The following is a 5,631-nucleotide window of genomic DNA, read 5'->3' on the forward strand; positions in this document are numbered from 1 at the left end:
TTCACGGCGTTTGAACCTCCAGTGGAGAGCGGAGCGTCTGCGGCTGAACTCTCTTTTCCATGCTCATACCGTCTCAGCCGCCATTTTCGCTCGATTAAGTGTTAGATACTCAACGTTCAAAGCTGAGTTGCCATACTAACGACCGGGGGAGAACAGAGAATAAAACCTTTGTTCATGATAGTTTCGGCGGGGAGCGGGGTCCGACGTCGGCCCCGTGTCGTCGCTCCGGGGCGCGGTCGCTCTCGTCGCGTGTTGCCTCGCTGCGTCCGTCCGAGGCGTCTCTTCGCTGTGTCTACCCGAGGCGTCCTCCGGCTTGCCGTCGGGATTTATGCCGTCGCCGCGACAGCACGACGCATGGAGATTCTCCACACGTGTCTCAACGTGGCGGACGCCGACCGCGCCGCGGACTGGTACGTCGAGCAGCTCGGGTTCGAACGCGCTTGGGAGTTCACGACCGCCGACGGCGACACGCGCAACGTGTACGTCGCCGGCGACGGCGGCGTCGAGTTCCAGCTGTCTGACACGGACGGCGCGGCGCCGAGCGCGGACGGCGACCGCTACGACCACGTCGCCGTCGGCGTCGACGACGTGGACGCCGCGTTCGAGACGATTGACCACCACGGCGTCGTGAAGGAGCCGGGCGACCAGCCGGAAGCGGGGGCCCGGACCGCCTTCGTGAAGGACCCGGACGGCCACGTCGTCGAGCTGATCGAGCCCCTGTGAGCGGTCGGGCACCGAAGGCGGCGGTGCGTCCGGACCGGACGACGCGCGTACTTCGGCGGTCACCACCCGTCGTCGTCCTCGCCGGGCCACACGTCCACGTCGACGTCGTCGAAGAACGCGGACGGTCCTCGACGACCGCCCAGACCAGCACCGTGATCAGCGCGAGAACGAAGAGGCGGCCGAACCGCCCCGCGTCCTCCGTTCCGAGGGCGTGGCCGAACGGCACCGCGTAGCCCACCCACACCAGCAGCCAGCCCCCTCGCCCGTTCGCCTCCGTCCCGTGGCGCGGAGCGCCACGTACTCGAGCCCGGCGACCGTCACGGGGAGTCCCGGGAGCGAGGAGAGCCGAAAGAGCCAGAACGCCGCGACGAACGTCGGCACCGCGACGACGTGGTGAACGAGCGCTCCCCACCTGCCGTCACCCATACCATTAGCGTGGCTCCGAATCGCAAAAAAAGCGGACGCCAGAACAGGGAGTGCGGCGCGCGACTCCTTACAGGATCCCGGCGGCCTCGGCCGTCTCGACGATGTCTTGGGCCATCTTGTTGGTCGCCTCGTCGACCATCTGGCCGTCGACGCTCACGGCGCCTTTGCCCTCCTCCATCGCCTCGGCGTAGGCGTCGACGATGCGCTTGGCGCGCTCTGCGGTCTCCGGGTCGGGCGCGAACACGTCGTTGCCGATCTCGATCTGCGATGGGTGGATCGCCCACTTGCCGTCGCAGCCGATCATGTTGGCGCGCTCGGCGGACTGCCGGAACCCGTCGGCGTCCTCGATGTCGGCGTACGGGCCGTCGAGACACGGCAGGCCGGCCGACTTCGCCGCCGAGTTACACTCGGAGAGCGCGTGGTGCCAGTAGTGGCCGGGGTACTCTGGGAACTGGCCGATGTCGAGCCCGGGCGTGCCCATCGCCGCGGAGTAGTCTCCCGGCCCAAAGATGATCGAGGAGAGCCGGTCGGAGGCGTGCGCGATATCGTGGACGTTGTGGATCCCCTCGCCGTCCTCGATCTGGGGCTCGAGGCCGATGGCGCCGACCTCCAGCCCGTTGTTCACCTCGACCTGCCGGAGCAGGTTCTCGACGGTGTGAATGTCGCTGGCGGACTTCACCTTGGGGATGATGATGTCGTCGATGGACTCGCCCGCGGCGCCGACGACGGTGATCACGTCGTCGTACCACCACTCCGTGTCGATCCCGTTCATCCGGAAGCTGAGGACCTTATCGCTCCAGTCCTCCTCGCGGGCCGCCTCGATGAGGGGCTCGCGGGCGTCCGGCTTGGCGTTGGGGGCCACGGAGTCCTCGAGGTCGAGGAACACCTCGTCGGCGTCGCTGTCGGCGGCTGAGTGCATCATCTTCTCGTCGCTCGCCGGGGTCGCGAGCTGCGTCCGGCGAAGGGTAACGTCCGTCATCTGTGTCGAATCTATCACGCTCGTCCATGAAAATAAAGCTACCTTACGCGGGGTATTTTCGCCGGGTCGAAAACGAGTTAACGGCCGCCGAGCCGCGGTCGCTACGGCTTGACCAGCACCTTGATCGCCTCGCGCTCGTCCATCAGCCGGTACCCCTCGGCGACGCCGTCGAGGTCGACCGTCTCGGTGAAGATCGGCGCGGGGTCGAGCGTTCCCTGTAGCACGTCGGCCATCAGCTCCTCGGCGTATGCGCGGACCGGGGCGACTCCGCCCGCGAGCGTGACGTTCTGTCCGAACATCCCGAACACGTCGAGCCCCTCCTCCTCGACGCCGTAGGGGACGCCGACGTACCCGATCGTACCGCCGGGACGGACGGCGTCGATCGCGGTGTTCATCGCGCTCGCGGCGCCGACGCACTCCATCACGTGGTTCGGCCCGCCGTAGGTGAGCTCTCGGATCCGCTCGACCGCGGCCTCACCGCGCTCGGAGACGGTCTCGGTAGCGCCGAACTCCTCGGCGAGTTCGAGCCGGTCCTCGTGGTGGCCGACGGCGACAATGCGCTCCGCGCCGAGCCGACGCGCCGCGAGGACGCCGCAGAGCCCGACCGCGCCGTCGCCGATGACGGCCACGGTCGACCCCGCCTCGACGCCCGCGCTGACCGCAGCGTGGTGGCCGGTGCCCATCACGTCGGTGAGCGGGAGCAGCGAGCGGAGCGTGTCCTCGTCGTCGGCGTAGCGGTCGGGCACGCGCACGAGCGTCCCGTCGGCGTGGGTCGACCGGACGTACTCGCCCTGTCCGCCGCCGTTGTCGCCGCCCCAGGAGTCGCCGTTCTCGCAGGAGGTGTGGAGCCCCTTCCGGCAGAACTCGCACTCGCCGCAGGAGATCGCGAACGGCGCGAGCACCCGGTCGCCGGGCTCGACCGAGGTGACGGCCTCTCCGACCGCCTCGACGATCCCCATCGGCTCGTGGCCGACCGGGGAGCCGGGGTCGCGCTCGCTGTCGCCGCGGTAGAACCAGAGGTCGGAGCCGCAGACCGCGGTGTGGGTCACGCGGACGATCGCGTCCGTCGGCGCCTCGATCTCGGGCCGGGGTCGCTCTTCCACGCCGATGTCGCCGGGACCGTTGAAGACGGCTGCTCGCATACAGTTCGCTTCCGGCGCGGGCGGCAAAAATGAGAGGGTGACGGAAGTCGCTCGGGCGCGGACCGACCGACCGATCAGCCAGCGGTGCCGTTCGTCGGCGGCTGGCCGGGCCCCGGCTGCGTCGGGCCCGTGGATCCGCCGTCGCCGGGCGGCGTCCGGTCGTTCGTCACGAGGAAGTCCGCGAGGTTACCGATCAGCGCGTCGTTGTCGGCGCGCCTGGCGTTGTCCGGCGACAGGAAGTCGCTGTCGCCGATCATGACGACCTCGTCGTTGCGGACTAACAGCGGCGCGTCCGTGGGCGCGCGCGTCGTCGAGAGCTCGCTGCCCTCGATCGGGCGCAGCACGTCGGCGCCGCCGGCCGGCGTCCCGACGGGCGTCGCCGACGGGAACACCGCGCGGTCGACGCCCTCGGTCAGCGACGCGTCGCCGGTCGCCTCGGCGTACACGCGCTGGTAGTTCAGGTCGTTCTCTTCCATGTTGTACACGTACCCACTCTCGGTCGTGACGTCGAGCGTCGCGTCGAGAGACGCCGCGCCCGGCTGCGAGTACGCCGCGTCGGGCTCGGTGGCGAGCACGACGTGACCGCCGGACTCGACGAACGACTCGATCGCGTCGAGCTCGTCCGGCTCGTAGTCGGTCTGGAACGTCACGAACGCGTCGGCCTCGGCGAGCCGCTCGCCGAGCTGGGTCGTCTCCTCGGCGCCGGGCCGCGCGGGCCGTCGCTGCTGGTCCGGATCGGGGACGTACACGCCCACCTCGTGACCGTTCTCGATGAGCGCGTTCGCGAGCGGCCGGATGTCCCGGTCGGCGACGCCGCCGCCGCCGAGCCCGATGAGGCTGAAGGGGAGCACCGGACGGGCGGTGGCCGGTTCGACGCCGGGGTCGACGAGGACGGTCTGGGAGCCGGCCGAGGCGTCCATCTCGACCGTCGCCTGCCCGGGCGTGTCGTTCGCGATTAGGTCTGGGTTCTGGTAGTGGTCGTTCTGGATCGCCGGTGCGGGCGCGGCGCCGTCGGCGGTCACGTAGCCGGCGACCGCGGCGCCGCCGGTGACCGCCGCGAGGGTCACGACGAACGCGGCCGCGAGGGGGGCGACGCGGGTCACGCGCCGACACCTCCGCTGAGCCGCGCCGTCTCGTTCCCCGGCGTCCCGCGCTCGGTCGAGACCGCGCCGCCGGTCCGCACGTCGGTCTCGGAGAACCGCTCGATCGTGTCGACGTGCGGGACGGCGGGCGTGTACACGTACGTCGAGGGCATCGGCTTCACGTCGGCGTACCCGGGGTCGTTCGCGTGGATCGCGACGATCCCGGTGTCGGTCCGGACGAGGAAGGGGATGCCGAACTCCTGTCCGGTCTCGCGGGTGTCGACCGTGTACTCGCCGAGTTCCTCCTCGGTCGCAGCCGCGTGAATCGCCTCGTTGAGCGAGCCGATCTCATCGGCGAAGCCGTTCTGAACGGCCTCGGTACCGAGGTAGGTGTCGGCCTTCGCGACCTCCTCGCGGGGCATCTCGAACTCGTCGCTACGCTCGGCCATCATCGCGTTGATGAACGTGTCCGCGAGCGTCTGTTGTTCGGCCCACGCCTGCGTCGGGTTGCTTCCGGCCTTGTCGGGGCCGCTCGGTCCGAGCGCGGTCGACGACGCTCGGGGCGCGGGAGCGTTCAGGCCGATGCTGCCGACCGTCGAGGTCGGGAGCACGTAGATCTCGTCCGCAGGCGCCATCGCGTAGTAGCCGCCCGAGGCGCTGATCGACTGGACGCTCGCGATGACGGTCATGTCATCGCTCGTCCGCTGGACCGCCTTGTACATCCGCTCGGAGGCGACGGGCGCGCCGCCGGGCGTGTCCAGTTTGAGGACGACCGCGCCGACGGACTCGTTGGCGCGGATGTCCGCTAGTTCGCTCTCAACGTCGTCGGCGAGGGCCGTGTTGACGGGCCCCTCTATCTCGACGACGGCGACGGTATCACTCGGTTCGTTTGTCGCCGCGTACACGCTCGGAGCGAGCACGGCGCCGACCAGAGCCGCGGCCAGCACGACGACAGCCACCTGCTGTCGCGACGTGAGGGCCGTGGAGGGCTTGTCTGCTGACATCGCCGTCTTATACGATCGGCAACTGTATGATAAAAACAACGACTCCGGGACGACGACGCCGCGAGCAACGGGGGCGAGACGGGTGGGCGAACCCGACGCGAGGCCGGGAAGCGATCGCGCCCGTCGCCTACGGCTCCAAGACGACTCGGAACCGCGCCTCGTTGTCGGCCATCCGGTCGTACGCCGCGGCGACATCGTCGAGCGCGAACGTCTCGATCTCCGGCGCGATGTCGCGCAGGGCGCTGAACTCCAGCGTGTCCTGCGAGTCGCGGGCG

Annotated in this window: 6 protein-coding genes and 1 pseudogene; 1 reads left to right on the forward strand and 6 read right to left on the reverse strand. The window is 69.6% G+C overall.

Annotated elements, in window-relative coordinates; genetic code table 11:
- Positions 1-354: 354 nt before the first annotated feature.
- Positions 355-723: a VOC family protein gene (locus B9G38_RS13740; protein ID WP_049931864.1), complete on the forward strand. Its 369-nt coding sequence runs from the start codon at positions 355-357 to the stop codon at positions 721-723.
- A gap of 156 nt (positions 724-879) precedes the next feature.
- On the opposite strand, the gene B9G38_RS13745 is transcribed toward B9G38_RS13740, so the two are convergent.
- The 6 genes and pseudogenes from B9G38_RS13745 to B9G38_RS17895 all read right to left on the reverse strand — a co-directional run.
- A complete protein-coding gene (locus tag B9G38_RS13745; protein WP_086220733.1) occupies positions 880-1,149 on the reverse strand; it encodes a hypothetical protein in 270 nt (89 codons plus the stop codon).
- Positions 1,150-1,216: 67 nt separating this feature from the next.
- Positions 1,217-2,128, reverse strand: a complete 912-nt coding sequence (locus B9G38_RS13750) for a CoA ester lyase (protein ID WP_049931863.1) — start codon at positions 2,126-2,128, stop codon at positions 1,217-1,219.
- 101 nt (positions 2,129-2,229) lie between these two features.
- Positions 2,230-3,270: a zinc-dependent alcohol dehydrogenase family protein gene (locus B9G38_RS13755; RefSeq protein ID WP_049931862.1), complete on the reverse strand. Its 1,041-nt coding sequence runs from the start codon at positions 3,268-3,270 to the stop codon at positions 2,230-2,232.
- 74 nt (positions 3,271-3,344) lie between these two features.
- On the reverse strand, positions 3,345-4,373 hold the full coding sequence (locus tag B9G38_RS13760; protein WP_086220734.1) for a DUF4350 domain-containing protein: 1,029 nt from the start codon (positions 4,371-4,373) through the stop codon (positions 3,345-3,347).
- Positions 4,370-5,356 carry a S49 family peptidase gene (locus tag B9G38_RS13765; protein ID WP_086220735.1) on the reverse strand — a complete coding sequence of 329 codons (987 nt, stop codon included), beginning with the start codon at positions 5,354-5,356 and terminating at the stop codon, positions 4,370-4,372. Before B9G38_RS13765 ends, B9G38_RS13760 begins: the two co-directional genes overlap by 4 nt.
- Before the next feature lie 127 nt (positions 5,357-5,483).
- A pseudogene (locus B9G38_RS17895) lies at positions 5,484-5,631 on the reverse strand (alcohol dehydrogenase); the annotation flags it as partial.

This window comes from Halorubrum sp. SD612 (assembly GCF_002135005.1).